At 48.3% G+C, this 15,374-nt stretch carries 17 protein-coding genes and 1 other RNA gene; 6 read left to right on the top strand and 12 right to left on the bottom strand.

Features of this window, described 5'->3' with window-relative positions; genetic code table 11:
- Window positions 1-19 precede the first annotated feature (19 nt).
- The 8 genes from ABD980_RS02840 to gspG are packed head-to-tail and all read right to left on the bottom strand — an operon-like array spanning window position 20 to window position 5,002.
- Window positions 20-751, bottom strand: a complete 732-nt coding sequence (locus tag ABD980_RS02840; protein ID WP_300647017.1) for a type II secretion system protein N — start codon at window positions 749-751, stop codon at window positions 20-22.
- Window positions 748-1,299, bottom strand: a complete 552-nt coding sequence (gene gspM, locus ABD980_RS02835) for a type II secretion system protein GspM (protein ID WP_345369451.1) — start codon at window positions 1,297-1,299, stop codon at window positions 748-750. The genes ABD980_RS02840 and gspM overlap by 4 nt, the downstream gene beginning before the upstream one ends.
- The gene (locus ABD980_RS02830; protein WP_345369449.1) at window positions 1,292-2,269 is read right to left on the bottom strand and encodes a GspL/Epsl periplasmic domain-containing protein; all 978 of its coding nucleotides are present in this window, start codon (window positions 2,267-2,269) and stop codon (window positions 1,292-1,294) included. The genes gspM and ABD980_RS02830 overlap by 8 nt, the downstream gene beginning before the upstream one ends.
- A complete protein-coding gene (gene gspK, locus ABD980_RS02825; RefSeq protein WP_300647013.1) occupies window positions 2,269-3,159 on the bottom strand; it encodes a type II secretion system minor pseudopilin GspK in 891 nt (296 codons plus the stop codon). Before gspK ends, ABD980_RS02830 begins: the two co-directional genes overlap by 1 nt.
- Window positions 3,156-3,752 (bottom strand): PulJ/GspJ family protein, encoded by a 597-nt coding sequence (locus ABD980_RS02820; protein ID WP_260650354.1) that lies wholly within the window; start codon window positions 3,750-3,752, stop codon window positions 3,156-3,158. Before ABD980_RS02820 ends, gspK begins: the two co-directional genes overlap by 4 nt.
- Window positions 3,749-4,114: a type II secretion system minor pseudopilin GspI gene (gene gspI, locus ABD980_RS02815; protein ID WP_345369446.1), complete on the bottom strand. Its 366-nt coding sequence runs from the start codon at window positions 4,112-4,114 to the stop codon at window positions 3,749-3,751. Before gspI ends, ABD980_RS02820 begins: the two co-directional genes overlap by 4 nt.
- On the bottom strand, window positions 4,111-4,632 hold the full coding sequence (locus tag ABD980_RS02810; protein WP_345369444.1) for a prepilin-type N-terminal cleavage/methylation domain-containing protein: 522 nt from the start codon (window positions 4,630-4,632) through the stop codon (window positions 4,111-4,113). The genes gspI and ABD980_RS02810 overlap by 4 nt, the downstream gene beginning before the upstream one ends.
- The gene (gspG, locus tag ABD980_RS02805) at window positions 4,559-5,002 is read right to left on the bottom strand and encodes a type II secretion system major pseudopilin GspG (RefSeq protein WP_300647011.1); all 444 of its coding nucleotides are present in this window, start codon (window positions 5,000-5,002) and stop codon (window positions 4,559-4,561) included. Before gspG ends, ABD980_RS02810 begins: the two co-directional genes overlap by 74 nt.
- Before the next feature lie 84 nt (window positions 5,003-5,086).
- Here gspG and ABD980_RS02800 point away from each other — a divergent pair, with 84 nt between their 5' ends.
- Window positions 5,087-5,566, top strand: coding sequence for a type II secretion system protein N (locus tag ABD980_RS02800; RefSeq protein WP_345369441.1), 480 nt, complete (start codon window positions 5,087-5,089; stop codon window positions 5,564-5,566).
- Window positions 5,563-6,198 (top strand): prepilin peptidase, encoded by a 636-nt coding sequence (locus ABD980_RS02795; RefSeq protein WP_345369439.1) that lies wholly within the window; start codon window positions 5,563-5,565, stop codon window positions 6,196-6,198. The genes ABD980_RS02800 and ABD980_RS02795 overlap by 4 nt, the downstream gene beginning before the upstream one ends.
- A 50-nt stretch (window positions 6,199-6,248) precedes the next feature.
- On the opposite strand, the gene ssrA is transcribed toward ABD980_RS02795, so the two are convergent.
- Window positions 6,249-6,621, bottom strand: a transfer-messenger RNA (tmRNA) gene (gene ssrA / locus ABD980_RS02790).
- A gap of 141 nt (window positions 6,622-6,762) precedes the next feature.
- On the opposite strand from ssrA, the gene sstT reads away from it, so the two are divergent.
- Window positions 6,763-7,989, top strand: a complete 1,227-nt coding sequence (sstT, locus tag ABD980_RS02785; protein ID WP_345369437.1) for a serine/threonine transporter SstT — start codon at window positions 6,763-6,765, stop codon at window positions 7,987-7,989.
- Window positions 7,990-8,047: 58 nt separating this feature from the next.
- Here sstT and ABD980_RS02780 read toward each other — a convergent pair whose 3' ends face one another.
- From ABD980_RS02780 to ompA, 3 genes are all read right to left on the bottom strand, one after another.
- Entirely contained in the window at window positions 8,048-8,701 is a 654-nt protein-coding gene (locus tag ABD980_RS02780; protein ID WP_345369435.1) for an HAD-IA family hydrolase, read from the bottom strand.
- 16 nt (window positions 8,702-8,717) lie between these two features.
- Window positions 8,718-9,428, bottom strand: coding sequence for a bifunctional 2-polyprenyl-6-hydroxyphenol methylase/3-demethylubiquinol 3-O-methyltransferase UbiG (gene ubiG / locus ABD980_RS02775; RefSeq protein WP_345369433.1), 711 nt, complete (start codon window positions 9,426-9,428; stop codon window positions 8,718-8,720).
- A 73-nt stretch (window positions 9,429-9,501) separates the two neighbouring features.
- Complete coding sequence (gene ompA / locus ABD980_RS02770) at window positions 9,502-10,098, bottom strand: outer membrane protein OmpA (protein WP_260650363.1); 597 nt, start codon at window positions 10,096-10,098, stop codon at window positions 9,502-9,504.
- Between the two features lie 426 nt (window positions 10,099-10,524).
- Between ompA and gyrA the strand changes: the two genes are divergently transcribed.
- Genes gyrA through pheA form a run of 3 tightly spaced genes read left to right on the top strand, consistent with a single transcriptional unit; the run spans window position 10,525 to window position 15,372 of the window.
- On the top strand, window positions 10,525-13,161 hold the full coding sequence (gene gyrA / locus ABD980_RS02765; RefSeq protein WP_260650364.1) for a DNA gyrase subunit A: 2,637 nt from the start codon (window positions 10,525-10,527) through the stop codon (window positions 13,159-13,161).
- Between the two features lie 14 nt (window positions 13,162-13,175).
- Window positions 13,176-14,291, top strand: coding sequence for a 3-phosphoserine/phosphohydroxythreonine transaminase (gene serC / locus ABD980_RS02760; RefSeq protein ID WP_345369430.1), 1,116 nt, complete (start codon window positions 13,176-13,178; stop codon window positions 14,289-14,291).
- A complete protein-coding gene (pheA, locus tag ABD980_RS02755) occupies window positions 14,284-15,372 on the top strand; it encodes a prephenate dehydratase (RefSeq protein ID WP_345369428.1) in 1,089 nt (362 codons plus the stop codon). Before serC ends, pheA begins: the two co-directional genes overlap by 8 nt.
- The last annotated feature ends 2 nt before the right edge of the window (window positions 15,373-15,374 follow it).

The following is a 15,374-nucleotide window of genomic DNA, read 5'->3' as shown; positions in this document are numbered from 1 at the left end:
CGAATAGGGACAACAAAAATTAATAAGGAAAACGAAGTTGGGCCCGCCCGTTTTGCATAGGACCTAACAGCGTTAATAGTTCGTGTAAAGAGTCGGCCATCTCTTCAGTGCTATAAGCCTCACCTTGGAAATGCCATCCAGATGAGGGGCGCCAGTCACCTTGGCCAACTAAGGAAAGCGGGCCGGAGATGCTGCTTAGTTTTATTTCTATATGTTGAGGGGTCTGTGGGTGCACTTGTAACTGATAAGTACCTAAAGGACGAATAGGGCTTAAAGAGGTGGCAGCCTCTTGCCAAGTCAGTGTTAAAGTGTCACGAAGTTGCAAGGGATAGCTCAGCTTGAGCGTAGGCCAATGTAGTGTGATATCACCCTGTGGGCTGAGCGTATCGAACAAAGCATGAAAGGCACGTAGGCTGGTTGCCGGCAAAATCAAGGATTGTTGAGCTAGCGTCCAGTGACTGCCGCGCCAGCTTAGAGCACCTTGCTGAGGGTTTAAGGTGGGATGATTCCAGACAAGCTGGGGTAACCCTTGCCACTGCCAGTGCCAGCGCAGAGGTTGTGGTAGTGTTGTGGGCGCATAGGAGCCAAGCGTAAGGTAGGCGCTGCCTTGCCACCAGCGGCCAGAGGGTTGGCTAAGTTGAATAGGGCTGTTTTTTGGTATTGCGTATTGCATCCAACTTGCTGGCAGAAAAAACACGAAGCTCATAATTGCGACAAGGAGTAAAAAACCACGGTAGAGCCACGTTTTCATGGTTGCTCCTGCGGTTGTAAATGAATCTGACCCGATAAAAGCGCGGCTTGCTCTCGCCCCTCTTTTTGACTGCGTTGCAGGTGTAAATGGGAGACGTGAAGTTGCAGTTGCGTGGGGGTATGAAAAAGCCATTGAGTAAGTAATGTCGCAGGCATGGCGTCGACCTGTATATGCCAGGGGGGCGCTGCTTTTTTATCTTTGTCGGCAAACCTCATATAAGCACTCAAGGATTCCGTCGCGAGACTTTGTGCTAAGGCTTGGTGCTGCTCTTCAACCGAGTATGTGTAGCGGCGAGGCACGATCTGAGTAGCTTGGTGCTGGATGTGTAGCAGCTGCTCCCGTTCTTTTACGGCTGTTTGTAGGCGTTGATGGAGCTGTTGTGTTTGTTGTTGTTGCGCCTGTAGCTGCCAAACCCCAAGTAGGATCAGCAAAGCGACGGCACCCCAGCGCAAAGCACGCTTTTCTTGTGGGGTGCGTGTTTGCCAGAGTAAAGCATGATAGTGCTGTAAATGCTGACGTATTTGCTGTAACCATTGATGTTTACTCATGGTTTTGCTCCATACGCATTTCTATCCATAGAGCCACAGGGTTTGTCTCATCATCAAGCACAACGATTTGTTGAGCGGCCGCTTGGTCTTGTAGTTGTTGCCATGATGGTGTTGTGAAGAGGCTTGTCAAAGGTTCAGTCAGTGTGAGCTGTAAGCGTTGATTTTCATATTGCAACGCACGCACGTTATCGTTGAGCTCGGGGGCGAGCTCGCTGATGCGCTCTAATAGCCAAATTAAGCTTGCTGAATTAGGTTGATGAGAATGAGCCTCCTCTTGTTGTTGCAGTGCTTGTTTAGCTTGAGCTAAAGGGTTAATAACAAGAGGGAGGTGGGGAAATGTCCTTTGAACAAGTTCGATATTGCTTTGTTGTAAAGCGTGGGTATAGTGCTTGACTTTATATTGACCCAATGCCACGCTGCTCCACCAGACTACTGTTGCAAGCAGGGGCCACTTTAGCCAAGGCCACATTGCGCTTGAAGTCGCCTGGCTATCCAAGAAAAAAAACAAATTTGTCTTAGGTAAGGGTTCCGTACGCCAGTTAGCGTGATTTTCCTCGGTGCTAGGAATCAGCTGAATCCGAGATATAGCGGCTTGTTGTAACGGCTGGAGTAAAGACTGCAAGGTTTTTTTTAAGGCCCAGCTCACTTGGTAATTGCCAGGAGAGGATTCTTCCCAACTCACTACATAACAATCGTAGGGCTGCAAAAGCATACTTTGTAAGCGACTGCGTATTGCGGTCTCGCGTTGCGATTTTTTAAGTGGAGGTAGGGTTAGCTGGGTGGTGATGGCATCCCCTTCTGCGAGCCAACAGACAAAGGGTAGGTGTGAAAACTGCCGTAAAAGCTGCGACAAGGGCATGTGGCCTTCTTGTTGTAGCTGACGGCGACGATCAACAATGGCAAAAGCAAGAGGCTGTTGCACGGTTAGTGTTTGTAATCGAGGAAGTTGTAACCGAAGATGTGTGCGCATTATTGAACCCAAACAATAGAGGTTTGATTGGACTGACGGTGCAGTAATGCTTGCTGGCGTACATGGGTAGCACCACGCTGAATTTCGCCATGCACTACAAACCACTGGCTTTTAAGCTCTACTTTTTTTAATGTGTCGTGTTCTGCGCTGGGTAAGCGTTGCAAAAACTGTGAGGTCGACATAAACCAATTTCCCTGATCTCGGTCACGGACTAGCTGGGTGGCTTCAGCCAAACTCAGTGTAGGAATAGAGGCGGCGAGCACTTCTGCCGAGGCCGTATTGATATTGAGCTTGGTCTGAGGGGGTAATAAGGTGCAGTACTGGTTAAGACGAGTACGTTGCTCAGAACTCAGTGAGGCAGCGGCTGCCAGCTCTGTCGGACGACGTCCCGCAAGTTGACTGGGAGAGTGAGAAGACGTTTGATAACTACCTAGAAGCTGTTGCGCAAATGCTTTAGCGAGTGTCTGAGGTAAATCTATCCACATAAAGAGCTGTTCAAGTTGAGCCACTTGCTGTGAATCAATTGCTTGGGCTGATACCAGGCGTAATAGATTAAACTTGCTTTGCTCGTCTTCAATATAACCAGAAAATAAGGCGGACTCTGTGCCCTCTATGGCCTCAATGGTTAGGTTTTGAAGGCGTTGTGCAAGCACTCCACTGGTAGTAGTGATCGGACTGCGGCGACCCTCGATTTGCAAAAGTTGTTGTACCCAGTCGAGTCCGCCGCGCAGCAGCCAAACAGCCTGACTACGCTCTTGTTCGGCAATGAGTCGTTCAGTTTGTTGGCTTTGTTTTTCTAATAAGCTGACCGCAATGAGGCTGGTAGCCATGACAATGACTAAGGCATTGATGACCGCTAAGCCTTGTTGTTGGATAGAGTAAAGGCTCATGGCAGCACCACCACTTTACGATAAGTGAAGCGTTGTTCGTTTTGCTGTTGAGTTAACTGGATTTCCACGCCTGTAGCACGCCGTTGGCTGAGTAAAGGCGGGGTTTGCCACCCCCGGGCTGGAATCCATGCTTGAATTTGAAAGTCGTGGACAGCGGGTAAAGCAACAAAGTGTGGCTGGCTCTGCGCAAGGGGTAGCTCGATGCCAGCAGTTGCCTCATCACGGTAAAGTTTTTGATCTTTAAAGGTCCATTGCACCCATTGCCATTGTTGATCAATGGCTTGCAAAATATATAGAGTAGAGGCGGTTTCAGTTTGCTCCCAATGGATACCATGCAGTTCCCAAGGTTGGTTGGCACTAAAAGGTAAAGCGGGGCGATTTTCCAGATAAAGCGATAAATTGGCATGATTTTGCAGATCGTACTCTAGCTGTTGCAGTACGGCCTGAATTGCATTGATTTGTGTCTGGGAGCGATCCAGACGTTGTTTAGCGCGATCGACATGATCTAGTGCTTGCCAAGATAAAACGCTTAAAATAGACATAATAAATAAGACAATGAGAACCTCAATAAGAGTAAAACCACGTTCATTCATCGTGTACGCGCTAAGGTTCCATATAAAGTACTCAAGGCATTGGGCTCATTTTCCAAGTGCACTCGAATGGTTATTTGGCGAAATTGAGCATGCATAGTTTTTTTACTTTCAATTTCACAAGAAAAGGCATATGGACCTAATGGGCACGCTTTTGTGCTAAGTCCAGGTTGTGGAAATGCTCGCTGTAAATAGAGTTCAGCCAGCGTGTTTTGAGCCGCATGTAGGGCCAAGCTACGTAGTCCCACTTGGCGGCTGCTATGCGTACTGACTTGTAGTGCATGAAAAACTGCTGTGATCGCAACGCTAACAATAGCCAGAGCAATTAATACCTCGACAAGTGTATAACCGCGTTCTCTTTTCATTGATACAGCACCTCATAGCTACCATAGGGATCTTTTTGAATGCGTAAACGATCGATCCCGTTATCCAGGATTACGGTATAAGGGGCGCGTAGCCAATGCGCGTTAAACCGCACTACCTCATGTGCGGGCTCTATACTGACTTGCACCGGACGAGGACTCAGCCAGGATTGGGGCAGTAAAGGGGTGGGAAGTGTTTTGGTGTTGGCATCGGTTAGAGTAAAAGTAAAACCTTGGGACTCGGGTTGCCAAATCATGTTTACCCCTTGCTGGTGGGCATAGTTTTGAGCAAGAGTAAACAGTTGAGTGAGCCGAATGCCATCAGCATGTAAGCTATTGGTACTGGATTGGGGCATATAACTCATACCAACCATGGCAGTAATACTGATAATGACGAGTACTACTAAGACCTCCAGAATCGAAAACCCTTGCTGATGCATCGCAATATTATTGCCACGACCCAATATCGCTATTAACGCCCTCTCCACCAGCGACACCGTCTGCCCCAAAAGAGAACACATCTACCTCACCATGTACACCGGGGTTTAGGTAATGATATGGGTTTCCCCATGGGTCCATGGGTAAACGATCTAAATAAGGCTGCCAGTTGTGGGGAACAGGTGGAATGGTTGGTTTGGTTTGCAGGGCGTCTAACCCTTGTTCGGTGGTAGGGTATCGACCGTTATCTAGGCGATATAACTTTAGAGCTTGGCTGATAGCAAGAATATCTTGTTTTGCCGCAATAGCACGGGCTTGGTCAGGGCGATTTAGTAAATTTGGCACGACGAGAGCGGCCATAATACCCATGATCACGATGACCACCATAATTTCAATTAAAGAAAAACCCCGTTGTGATTGAGAGGCTACCGCTTGAGAAGAGTGTGATGACATTGCAAACAATTAATAAAAAAGAAAATGTCACATAAAGGACACCAAGGCGTGACAAAATAAAGCTCCTTACCCCTAACGGGCAGCATGGCTGCTAAATACTTAGAAGAAGGAATGAGTAGAGTGTATCTGCGCTACATTTCAAATTTATGGCAGGTTTTATCTAAACGAGGTAGTCAGGTCGCGATTGCGATGGCTTTAGGTTACGGAGTCGCCCATTTTTGGGCACCTACGCCTTTGTTGGTAACCCGTTTTTTACATCCAGCGCCCCATGCGTCCCGAGCAGAAGACACCGTCAGTGCTTGGTTTGGAACACAGGGAGCACCGGTACGAGTGCAGCTGCTGGGTGTGATTCACTCAGCGCCGACGCGGGGCACGGCTATTTTGCGGGTGGATGCAAGTGAGCCGCGTGTTTATAAAGAAGGGGAGCTAATTGCGCAGGGGGTTTATTTGACTAAAGTTGAGGCTGATCGCATACAGATCGAACAGCAAGGTCAGACACAGTCGATTTTAATGCCCGCTCATCCTGTGCCTTTACCTAAACACGCTTTGCAGCGTCTACCATGATGGAGGCGTCGTTTTTGGTTTGGGGGGCGGTCGGGATACAGGCGATTGTGTTAGTTATGTGTTTAGCCAAAGAGTGGCGCCGTGTAGGGCAAGCCTTTTTTGAACAAGGCTGGCTAGCCCAACCGCTTTCAGCATACCCTTATTGGGGGTTGTTTTTTTTATTGTTGATCTCGCTCGTACGAGATCCGTTTCCTTTGACGGTTGCTATTACGATTGTTTTTATTTTTGGTTTATATCAGTTAGCTTATTTTGATGCACTAACGGGCTTTTTGCCTGATCGCTGGACCCTGACTTTATTATGGCTTGGCTTATTGGTGAATAGCCAATCGTGGTTTGTTCCACCGGATCAAGCGATTTTAGGAGCGGTTGTCGGCTATGTTTTTTTATATGGGTTGAATGCCGCGTATAGCCAATTAAAAAATCAGCCGGGTTTAGGTGGGGGTGATATGAAGTTATTAGCAGCTTTAGGTGCATTATGCGGATTATATGCTTTACCTTATTTGTTATTTACCGCTTCGGTATTAGGGTTGCTGTTTGTGGTGGGAGCGCGCTTGCTACAAAAACGTGTCCCCGCTGCCATTCCTTTTGGGCCTTTTTTGGCAGGGGCTGGGGGGATTTGGCTGCTTTTATAAAGGCTAAAACAAAAAAACCAACTGAAGCAGTTGGTTTTATTGGGAATACTTGGTGGAGCCGGGGGGAATTGAACCCCCGTCCGCAAGCCCTCCGCAGGCAGTTCTACATGTGTAGTCGAATAATTTTAAGTTTTAGCCGCAAGCCATGCCATTCGACAGGCCATCTTTTGGCGATCCACATAATTTTAGGTCTAAGTTCGTGTGGCCCGAACCAGACCGATTCTTTGTAATATGACGCTGCTGTTAGAAACCTAACCTAGCCCAAAGACAAACTAGTGCAGCGGCTCTAAAGACCGGTTATTAAGCGGCTAGAGCGAAACGCTCATCGTTGGCGTTTATAGTTTTCCAGTGGATTTACGAGCGAACTGGTGCTCGACATGCCCTGCTCTGTTTCGTGACCCACGTCGAAGCCAGATCGGCCCCAAGTGTTCATTTAGCAGTTTAAGATTCCATTATACGGGAAAAAACTCCAGATGTCTAAGAAGATTGGTGTACTATGCCTCCTAACTGATAAAAATAGTATTATTTTTCATTATTTATCTATCCATAAAAAGGGAGCTGTACATGAGTACGTCAGCTGATCATGGACCGCTGATGCGTTATATCAAGCACGGTAGTCTAGTAAGTCAAATTGCCTTGGGCTTAGTGGCTGGGGTTGTGTTTGCGTTTTTTCTACCCGAGGCGGCAAAGTCGGTCGCTTTATTGGGGGACTTATTTGTTAAAGCCTTAAAATCGGTCGCCCCTGTATTGGTGTTTATTTTGGTTCTATCCTCCATTGCGAATCACCGCCAGGGTAGTAAAAGTAATATGGGGCGGGTGGTGGCGTTGTATTTGGTGGGCACATTTTTAGCGGCGCTGCTAGCCGTTGTGGTGAGCTTTATCTTTCCGGTCTCCATTCAGTTGCAAACCACCACAGAAAGCTTAAACCCCCCTGACAATATTGGTGATGTTTTACTAACTGTTTTATTAAACATTGTTGATAATCCCGTAGGGGCCATTTTAAATGCGAACTATATGGGGATTTTAGCGTGGGCCATTGCGTTGGGTATTGCACTGCGCAATGCCAGTGACTCCACCAAAGAGGTGGCGCGACACCTAAGCGATGCGGTGTCTTTTGTGGTGCGATTAGTGATTCGTTTTGCTCCCTTGGGGATTTTTGGCTTAGTCGCCGGTACGATTGCCACGACAGGGTTTAGCGTGTTGTGGGATTACGCTCGGTTATTAGCGATTTTACTAGGGTGTATGCTGGTTGTGGCTTTGGTGGTCAACCCATTGATTGTATGGACGCAAATTCGTCGTAATCCGTATCCGTTAGTATTTACTTGCTTAAAAGAAAGTGGCGTCACTGCATTCTTTACTCGTAGCTCGGCGGCGAATATTCCCGTTAATATGAACCTGTCTAAAAAACTGGGTTTAAACGAGGATATTTATTCGGTATCTATTCCTTTAGGTGCGACCATCAATATGGGAGGAGCCGCGATCACAATTACTGTGCTTACCTTAGCGGCTGTAAATACTTTGGGTATTTCTGTGGATATTGGCACCGCATTGTTGTTAAGTGTTGTAGCGGCTATAGCGGCGTGTGGGGCCTCAGGGGTAGCAGGTGGATCATTGCTGCTAATTCCTTTAGCCGCAAGCTTGTTTGGTATGTCCAACGATGTGGCCATGCAGATTGTCGGTGTGGGTTTTATTATTGGCGTATTGCAGGACTCCGCAGAAACAGCACTGAACTCGTCGACCGACGTATTGTTTACCGCGGCGGCATCTATGCACCAAGACCAGCATGCGTAGGTTGAGTTTGATCTAAAAAAAAGCGATGGGACCAAATCCCCATCGCTTTTTTTTTGCTTTAGAGCCAATGTTGCTCAAGCAAAGGGAAAATATCATCGGCGTGATTGGCTACCCAGTTGGCTTGCCACGAAGGGATAGCCGGGTCAAAATGACAGTATCCATAAGCCGCTACCATGGTTGTCATGCCAGCCGCTTTACCAGCGACGATATCCCTTTCGTCATCGCCGATATACACACACTGTTCTGGTGCTACGCCTGTACGCTCACAAGCTAAAAATAATGAGGCAGGATTCGGTTTTAGGTGGGGGGTACAATCGCCCCCTATGGTTACTGTACTACGCTCTAACAGGGCAAAATGACGCATGATAGGTAGGGTTAAACCCAGTGCTTTGTTGGTGACCACCCCCCAAGGGATACGGTGGGCATCAAGCTGCTGGATGAGCGACTCAACCCCTTCAAAAAGTTGACTATGAACAGTGGAGTTAGCTGCGTAGTGATCCAAGAAAATTTGTTTTTGAGGCTCGAAATCGGGGTGATCCATATCCAGATCAAGCGCTGCTTTTAACAGCCCGCGCGCACCCATAGAGGCGTAGGGGCGTAAATACGCTAGAGGCAGAGGGGCTAAACCTTTTTCAAGACGCAGGTAGTTGGCACTATTGGCCAGGTCGGGTGCGGAGTCAACTAAGGTCCCATCAAAATCAAACAAAACCATTTTTGTATCCATGTGCTTAGGTAGAGATTTTTTGTGTGGCCATGAGGTAGTTAACGCTACCATCGTCACTGAGTCGATAATGTTTGCTTAGAGGGTTGTATTCCAGCCCTTTGAGTTGATGCATGGCTAACCCCGCTTGGCGTGCAGAGCGAGCGAGCTCGCTGGGCTTGATGAACGACTCGTAGTGATGTGTGCCTTTTGGGACAAGGTTTAATAAATATTCAGCGCCAATAATGGCAAATAAAAAGGACTTTGGGTTACGGTTTAGGGTGGAAAAGATCACCCAGCCATTGGGTTTTACCAAGCGCGCGCAGGCGTGCACAATAGAAGCTGGATTGGGAACATGCTCAAGCATTTCCATGCAAGTGACTACATCGAATTGCTCTGTATGCTGGGCGGCCATTTCTTCGGCACTAATGTATTGGTAATTGACTTTGATGCCGGATTCCAAACTATGTAGGCGAGCTATTTTTAGCGATTTTTCAGCCAAATCTATTCCGGTGACGTCTGCACCAAGTTGAGCCATGGACTCAGCCAAAATGCCTCCGCCACAGCCCACATCAATCACTTTTTTTTGTTGTAGCCCGCCTACGGTGTCATTGATCCAGTTAAGACGTAAAGGATTGATGTCATGTAGGGGTTTAAATTCGCTGGTAGGGTCCCACCATTTCGAGGCCAAAGCACTGAATTTTTCAATTTCTGTTGGATCAACATTTACCGTAGACATAATACCGACCTATAAAATAATAAAGGCTCCTAGAGAGGAGCCTTTATTGTATCGTGTTACGCGAAACAGAGAATTACTGTTTACGGGAACCTACGATTTCGATCTCTACGCGACGGTTTTGGGCGCGGCCTTCGCGAGTAGCGTTAGTAGCTACAGGCTCTAGCTCACCTTTACCTTCGGTGTAGATACGGTCAGCAGGAACACCTTTAGATACCAAGTACTCTTTTACAGAGTTAGCGCGACGCTCAGACAATTTTTGGTTGTAAGCTTCGGGACCTGTGGAGTCGGTGTGACCGGTAGCGATCAAGGTTTCAAGTTCAATGCTGTTGGCTTGCTCAGCAACCTGATCTAGAACTTGACGACCTTCAGGCTTCAATGTGGCTTTGTCGAAATCAAAGAAGGTGTCAGCGTTTAGAACCACTTTGGTTGTAGTAGGAGCAACAACAGGGGCTTCTGGAGCTTGTGCTACAGGCACACCGTCACAACCTGCGATGCCGGTAGCGGGTGTCCAGAAGTTGTTGCGCCAGCACAATTCATTTGTGCCGTTTTTCCATACGTCGCCAAAAGAGTTTTGCCAGTTATTGACTTCACCGGTCTGTGCGGACACAGCACCAGTGGCTGTGGCTGCCGCAAAGGCGAGTGCAAGTGCGATTTTGGAGGGTTTATTCATGTTTCTCCTCGTTTGAGCTGATGCTGTTAAGTGACCGCAGCGAACCCCTGCCGCTTTGTTTTATAAAAACGGAACCGAATTTGCAACACTAAGAGTGGTCCAAGCGCTGCGTCGGGTTTCATGCGTGTTAGCCAGAATGTTAAGACATTTCTGTCCGGTTCGTTAAGCGCAGAGGTGGTATATCGTGCAGATCGACCTAATAATGGCCGATATCTGGCATTATTGTTGGTTTTAGGCAACAAGGCAAGTGTTGATCAGAATCTGAACACTTATTCACTTTTTTTTGGTGCTTTTTGCCTACATTCTCATTTTTTTTCTTCAAAATGAGGGGGTAGTACAATAGGGCTATAGGGTGATGGTAGAATTTATTATTCGCCCTCATCGGCCTGCATATTGCTTAACTCATATCTATAAAGACAAATTAATATGGATTCCTTTGCTAAGGAGACTCTTCCTATTTCTCTGGAAGAGGAAATGCGTCGCAGTTATCTTGATTACGCCATGAGCGTAATTGTCGGGCGTGCGTTACCGGATGTACGTGATGGCTTAAAGCCCGTACACCGTCGCGTTCTATTTGCGATGCATGAGCTCAACAATGACTGGAACCGCGCTTATAAGAAATCAGCGCGTATTGTGGGTGATGTTATTGGTAAATACCACCCGCACGGGGACTCGGCGGTTTATGACACCATCGTACGCTTAGCCCAAGACTTCTCCATGCGTTATATGCTGGTTGATGGGCAGGGTAACTTTGGTTCTATCGATGGTGATGGCGCAGCTGCTATGCGTTATACCGAGGTCCGTCTAGCCAAGATTTCTCATGAAATGTTGGCAGATATCGACCAGGAAACCGTGGATTTTGTTCCTAACTATGACGGTAGCGAGTTAGAGCCTGCTTTATTACCCTCCCGTCTTCCTAATCTATTGGTAAACGGTAGTTCAGGAATTGCGGTAGGGATGGCAACAAATATCCCTCCACATAACTTGGCCGAGGTAGTCGATGGCTGTTTATATTGTTTGAGTCACCCAGATTGTACCGTTGATGATCTGTTCGAATTTATTCCTGCCCCTGACTTTCCCACAGGGGGCATCATTTACGGTATGTCAGGTGTACGCGAGGGCTATCGTACGGGTCGAGGGCGTGTGGTCATGCGTGCAAAAGCGCATTTCGAGGACATGGAAAAAGGCTCGCGTCAGGCGATTGTGATTGATGCCTTGCCCTACCAAGTCAACAAAAAATCCCTACAAGAGCGCATAGCCGATTTAGTTAATGAGAAAAAAATCGAAGGGATTTCGGATATCCGCGATGAGTCTGACAAAGACGGTATGCGCTTAGTCATTGAGCTCAAGCGTGGCGAAGTCCCCGAGGTGGTTTTAAACAACCTATATAAAAATACCCAGCTCCAAGAAACTTTTGGCATGAATATGGTGGCGCTGGTAGATGGCCAGCCGCGCTTACTCAACCTGAAGCAGCTGGTAGAGTATTTCCTTTTCCATCGTCGTGAAGTCGTCACGCGGCGGACAGTGTATCAGCTGCGCAGAGCGCGCGAGCGTGGTCATGTGCTCGAAGGCCTAGCCGTGGCTTTAGCCAATATTGACGAGTTTATTCGTATCATTCGCGCTGCGCCCACCCCCCCTGATGCACGTCGTGAGCTCTTAGCACGGAGCTGGGATGCCCAGATTGTGCGCGATATGCTAGCGCGTGCTGATCAAAGTCAGATCCCTGGCGGTCGCCTGGCCTATCGCCCGGATAATCTAGAGGACCACTTTGGTTTACAGGCAGACGGCATGTACAGGCTGAGCGAAACACAGGCTCAAGAAATTCTGAATATGCGTCTGCAGCGCCTTACCGGTTTAGAGCAAGATAAAATCGTTGGCGAGTACAAAGAGGTCATGGATCGTATTGCGGACCTGCTTGATATCCTCGCGCGCCCAGAGCGTGTGACGCAGATTATTGCAGATGAGCTTGTTGCTCTCAAAGAAGAATTCTCTGGTGAAAAAGACCAGCGTCGCTCCGAAATTGAATTTAATGCGACCGAGCTAGACACCGAGGACTTGATTACCCCCATGGATATGGTGGTGACGCTTTCACACGAAGGCTACATCAAGAGTCAGCCCTTATCGGAATACCGCGCCCAACGTCGTGGCGGGCGGGGCAAACAGGCAACAACCATGAAAGAGGATGATTGGATTGATTACCTGTTTGTGGCGAACACACATGATTACTTGCTGTGCTTTTCAGACCGAGGCCGTGTGTATTGGCTCAAAGTCTGGGAGGTCCCTCAAGGTTCTCGCAACTCACGTGGTCGTCCTATTGTGAATATGTTCCCCTTGGAGCCCGAGGAGAAAATCACCGTGGTCTTGGCAGTCAAAGAGTTTAGCGAAGACCAGTATGTCTTTATGGCTACTTCACAGGGCACAGTGAAAAAAACCCCCTTGTCACATTTTTCGAATCCACGCAAAGCCGGCATTATTGCTGTTGGCTTAGACGAGGGCGATTATTTGATCGGGGCACAACTCACTGCTGGTCAGCATGATGTGATGCTGTTCTCTGATGCGGGTAAAGCGGTGCGCTTCTGCGAGACTGATGTGCGTCCAATGGGGCGTACAGCTCGGGGTGTGCGTGGTATGAACCTTGATGAAGGGCAGCGAGTGATTGCGCTTTTAGTGGCTGATGATGAAAGCCAGTCCGTGCTGACAGCGACAGAAAACGGTTTTGGTAAGCGTACTTCGATTAGTGAGTACACCCGTCATGGGCGCGGCACAAAGGGCATGATAGCCATCCAGACCTCAGACCGTAATGGCAGTTTGGTTGGCGCGGTGTTGGTCAATGAAAATGATGAGATCATGCTGATTACTAATGCGGGCGTATTGGTACGGACTCGTGTTGAGGAAATTCGTGAAATGGGTCGCGCAACCCAAGGTGTGACACTCATTAATGTGGACGAAAACAGTAAATTGTCCGGTGTGTATCGCGTGGTGGAGTCTGATGTCGATGATGATGAGAGCGACGATGAGACGACAGATACAGAAGAGGGGCCGATGCCCGCTACAGATGAATAAATGAAAAAAAGGATTTGAATATGCGTCCATGGAATTTTTCTGCAGGCCCATCGGTGCTTCCGGTTGATGTCTTAGAGCAAGCTGCTCGAGAAATGCTGGACTGGCATGGCTCAGGTATGTCGGTGATGGAAATGAGCCACCGCGGCAAAGAGTTTATGCAGATTCGTGATGAGGCGGAGCAAGATCTACGTGATTTGCTCCAGGTGCCCGACGATTTTGCGGTGTTGTTTATGCAGGGTGGCGCCCAAGCACAAAATGCTATTGTGCCCATGAACCTTTTGGGCTTGGCAGGGCATAATCAGGCGGATTATGTGGTTTCGGGAAGCTGGTCTAAAAAATCATTCAAAGAGGCTCAGCGGTACGGGGATGTGCGCTTAGCGGCTAGCTCCGAGGCGTCTACAGAAATCAATCAGCAAACTCAAGCTGGGTTTAGCTGGTTTCCTACGCCTGATACATGGGAAGTCCGGGCGACTTCTTCGTATGTGCACGTTTGTGCCAATGAAACAATAGGTGGGGTAGAGTTTAACGACTGGCCGCTACTATCAGTACCATTAGTGGTGGATGTGTCTTCAAATATTCTGTCACGTCCTATTGATTTTTCTAAGGTCGATATGGCGTATGCGGGGGCGCAGAAAAATGCTGGACCTGCTGGGTTGACCATTGTGATTGTGCGTAAAGACTTGCTTGGGGGCGCTTCCGAGTACTGTCCAAGCGCATTCAATTACGATTTGGTGGCGAAAAGTCAGTCTATGTTTAATACGCCTCCCACCTATCCGATTTACATGGCTGGGCTGGTGTTTAAGTGGCTCAAAACCCAAGGCGGGGTCGCCGCCATGGAACAACGAAATCAGCAAAAATCGGAACTCTTATATCGCTATTTGGATAGCTCTGATTTTTATCATAATCAGGTTGAGCCTTCCGTGCGCTCTCGTATGAATATTCCGTTTTTGTTAGCTAAGCCTGAGCTAGATGCCTTGTTTTTAGCCGAAGCCGAAAAAGCAGGGCTTTTGCAACTTAAAGGCCATAAAAGTGTAGGGGGGATGCGCGCCTCCATTTATAATGCGCTTCCTCTTGCTGCGGTAGAGGCACTGGTTGCCTTCATGAAGGACTTTGAGGCAAAGCATGGCTAAACATTTATTAGAGCGCTTGCGCCCTTGGCGTGAGCGTATCGATGCGTTGGATCAGCAGATTCTGGACTTGCTTAACCAGCGAGCGCAAGCCGCTTTAGAAATTGGCAAAATTAAAGAAGCATATAACGCTGAGGATAGTATTCTAAAGCCCGAGCGCGAAGCCCAAATTATCACGCATCTACAAAATCTGAATACCGGTCCTATTACGCCTGCTTCTGTGCAGGCAGTATGGAGCGAGGTGATTTCTGCCTGTAGGGGTTTAGAGCAAAAATTGCGTGTTGCTTTTCTTGGTCCTACGGGTTCGTTTTCCGAGCAGGCAGCACTTGCACATTTTGGGCATTTTGTGGAACCGGTGCCGTGCCAGAGCTTTGATGAGGTCTTTCGGTTGGTCGAGGTGGGCGAGGCCGATGTAGGGATGGTGCCGGTTGAAAACTCAACAGAAGGGGCGGTAAACCGCACCTTGGACCTATTGCTCAATACTTCCTTAAAAGTGTTGGGTGAGCATTCCCTAGCGATTCATCATAATCTACTGACCCAATCCGGCTCAATGGAGCAAGTTCAGCGTATTATGGCGCATCCACAAGCTTTAGCACAGTGCCATAACTGGTTGGCTACCCATTATCCACAGATTCAGCAAGATGCTGCTTCTAGCAATGCCGAGGCGGCACGAATTGCTTCCCAGGACGCTTCTGTGGCAGCCATTGCGGGCAAAAAGGCGGCAGAGTCGTGGGGGTTACAGGTGGCTCATGCAGGGATTCAAGACGATGCTCAAAACCGTACACGCTTTTTGGCGGTGGGGAACATCGAGTCTTTGCCTTCAGGCAATGATAAAACGAGCCTAATTGTAGCGGTACCGAACCGAGCGGGCGCTGTGCATGAAATGCTGGCACCTTTTGCGCAGCATCAGGTTTCCATGACACGTTTGGAGTCGCGCCCGGCGCGTACAGGGCAGTGGGAGTATTATTTTTATATGGATCTTCTCGGTCATCAAGAAGAGCCAGCCGTACAAAGCGCTTTGCAGGCCTTAAAGCAACAAGTTGCCTTCTGTAAGATCCTTGGTTCCTACCCTTGTCAGGACTAGTT

Origin of the sequence: Paenalcaligenes hermetiae (assembly GCF_039543645.1) — a bacterium.
In the GTDB taxonomy this organism is placed as follows: domain Bacteria; phylum Pseudomonadota; class Gammaproteobacteria; order Burkholderiales; family Burkholderiaceae_B; genus Paenalcaligenes; species Paenalcaligenes hermetiae.
The sequence above is the reverse complement of the archived record's forward strand: the minus strand, read 5'-3'. Positions and strand labels throughout refer to the sequence as shown.